Genomic DNA, 2,536 nt, shown 5'->3' on the forward strand with positions numbered 1-2,536 from the left:
TACTTCTACGACGGCGGCCAGCATCGGGTGAAGGCGGTCGTCAATGGCGTGACGACGCTCTACGTCTACGACGCGGCGGGCAAGCTGTTGGCCGAGTATGGCACGGGCAGTGCCGGCGGCAGCGGTACGAGCTACGTGACGACCGACGCGTTGGGGACGCCACGTATTATCACGGGGACGGATGCGGCCAACCCGGTCAAGGGGCGGCACGACTACCTGCCGTTCGGCGAGGAGATACAGGCGGGCGTCGGCGGGCGGACGGCAGGGCAAGGCTATATCAGCGAGGGCTTGCGGCAGAAGTACACCGCAAAGGAGCGCGACCAGGAGACGGGGCTGGATTATTTCGCGTCGCGGTATTATGCCAGCGCCATGGGGCGGTTCCTGAGCGCCGACTCGGTGGCCGGGCAGGTGGGCAGCCCGCAGACGATGAATCGCTATGCGTATGTGTTGAACAACCCGCTGGCGTTGGTAGACCCAACGGGGCACGCGCCGGGGATCGTTGAGAACCCGGATTACTATGACGACGAGCAGGAGGCGCGGCGGCGGAAAGCGCAGCAGAGCCTACCGCAGATGACGCTGGTGTTCGACGAGAAAGCGGCAGCAGAAGTGAATGCAGGGAACGGCACTTGGGCGAGTCACGGCTACAGTTCGGTGTTGAACGAGCAGGTGATCATCACAGCGGACGACACGCAGATTGATCCTGGGCTGGGATCGGCGCTGACGGATTTCATAAATAATACGGTAATCGATCCACACAAGAATGACGGCGACCGCATGGTCGAAGGGCTGTTTATTGGGGAGCTCGAACTTGCCATTGCTGGCGCAGGGATCGGCGTTCTAGGGCCAGCCGCAATGGCGGGGGAAGGGATAGACATTGTCCCCATCCCGCTTACTATTGATATTGCGCCAGCCAAGCCGGAAGAGGATCCGAAGTTATACGGTCCTTTCCATCGCTATGTAAATTCCAGTGAACTTGATAAGATTATGAGTAGCGGATTGGTTGGTGGTCGAGAGCCGAGAAACTACTTCGGGGGCGGTCTGGGGCCATCTGTTAAAGCTTGGAATGGTCCGTTACCCGATGACGGAATATCTCCTGCGATTGAGTTTTATACACCCATAAGGCCATCTTCTCAGTCTCCAGGTCTTGTTGTGTGGCATGCAGGAACTCCTGGAGTCATACCAATTCCCGGAGAATCAGGTGTAGTCGGCATTCCAGCCAGCATTACGAAGGTCAGGCGTTAGAGAAAAATAAGAATGTAAATGTCGAGTTCTACTGAGATAGACGCAGAAGCTAGCCATAGATGATTTGCTTGTCGAGGCGACTTGATTATCGAATGCTCTTGCTCCGAGTTCAAGTTATTTGCATAAGCAGTGGTGAAGCCAAGGATGAGAATAAACATGTGATGCGCAGGCGGGTGTAATATCTTGACAAAGAGGCTGTTGCTGCTAATCATATGAAAGACAGCCTATGTTTTAACTGCCTTTGTTGGCCGAGAAAATTAGGGGTAGCTTGGGAGATTATAGATGATCAATTGGCTCTTACAGGATGAATTCTGGCATTCTCTTCGACTGCGATATTTGCCGAGCCAAATCTCTCTGGAGGATCGGATACATGTCCGTGTGCCTTTGTCTGCCTTTAAGAGTTATATTCCGACAACTCCCATCTGGAACTCCGATGAATTCGATGAACCAGGGCCATCTATGAGGTGGTATGGAACAAGCGATGATATACCCTTCTTCATAACTCATTATGAAAAGGGAGATGAGAGTCTCACCACAATTAGTACGCTAATCCCAATCTCTTACAAAGAAAAATACAAGTGGTCGATATTGGAGCAATTAGTCGATTTACCGGCTCCTATTTTGCGCCGTATATCTTGGCTTTGTGGGCATAAAGAGGGTGCTACTACGTCATTATACTTCAAAGACAGCCTAGGAATAATCAGTGAAGTTTACCGCGCAGCAACTGATGAAGAAGCAAAGGAGCTATTACAGTTTTTGCTTAGGCTTGGCACCGATTACGAATATTTTTTGGGGAAGCCGGAGAATTTGGCCCTTGATTGGATAGTAAAAAGGAACAAAGAGAATAAAGATCTAATTGTCGGACGGTATTCATTAAGGGAATCCGCAGAACGAGTAGCCAGAGTAATGTCAATTAGTGATCGGTCTATTTATTATGTAATACCTGCTGAAGATGCTCTGAGCTATCAGCGTACGTTTTTTGAAGGTAAAATTATAGAACCTACCGCCTGATCTACCTTCGCAGAATAGTTCAGGGCCAATGGCCTTCATCTATGATAGCAACGGCAATCTGTTGACGCGCACCGACCCGCGCAACGTCACCGCCAACTACTACTATGACGACCTCAACCGTGCCTACAAGCGAGACTACACCAACAACATCAACCAGACGCCGACCGTCAACTTCACCTACGACGGCATCGGCAGCACGGCGCAGTACGCCCTCGGCCAACTCACCCTGGTGAGCGCCAGCAGCATCTCAGGCTTCGCCTCAAGCTATTCCTACGACAACTTC

The 2,536-nt window shown here is 51.9% G+C and carries 3 protein-coding genes; all 3 read left to right on the forward strand.

Annotated elements, in window-relative coordinates:
* On the forward strand, nt 1–1,242 hold a 1,242-nt coding region (locus VJ464_11415; GenBank protein HKQ05734.1), incomplete at its 5' end, for an RHS repeat-associated core domain-containing protein.
* 282 nt (nt 1,243–1,524) lie between these two features.
* Complete coding sequence (locus tag VJ464_11420) at nt 1,525–2,253, forward strand: hypothetical protein (protein ID HKQ05735.1); 729 nt, start codon at nt 1,525–1,527, stop codon at nt 2,251–2,253.
* Nucleotides 2,254–2,281: 28 nt separating this feature from the next.
* The coding region (locus tag VJ464_11425; GenBank protein HKQ05736.1) for a hypothetical protein at nt 2,282–2,536 on the forward strand (255 nt) is incomplete at its 3' end.

This window comes from Blastocatellia bacterium (assembly GCA_035275065.1).
In the GTDB taxonomy this organism is placed as follows: domain Bacteria; phylum Acidobacteriota; class Blastocatellia; order UBA7656; family UBA7656; genus DATENM01.

Excerpts from the sequence above, each read along its gene's own strand:
- VJ464_11420 (HKQ05735.1), top strand. The coding sequence starts at position 1,525 with ATGATCAATTGGCTCTTACAGGATGAATTCTGGCATTCTCTTCGACTG.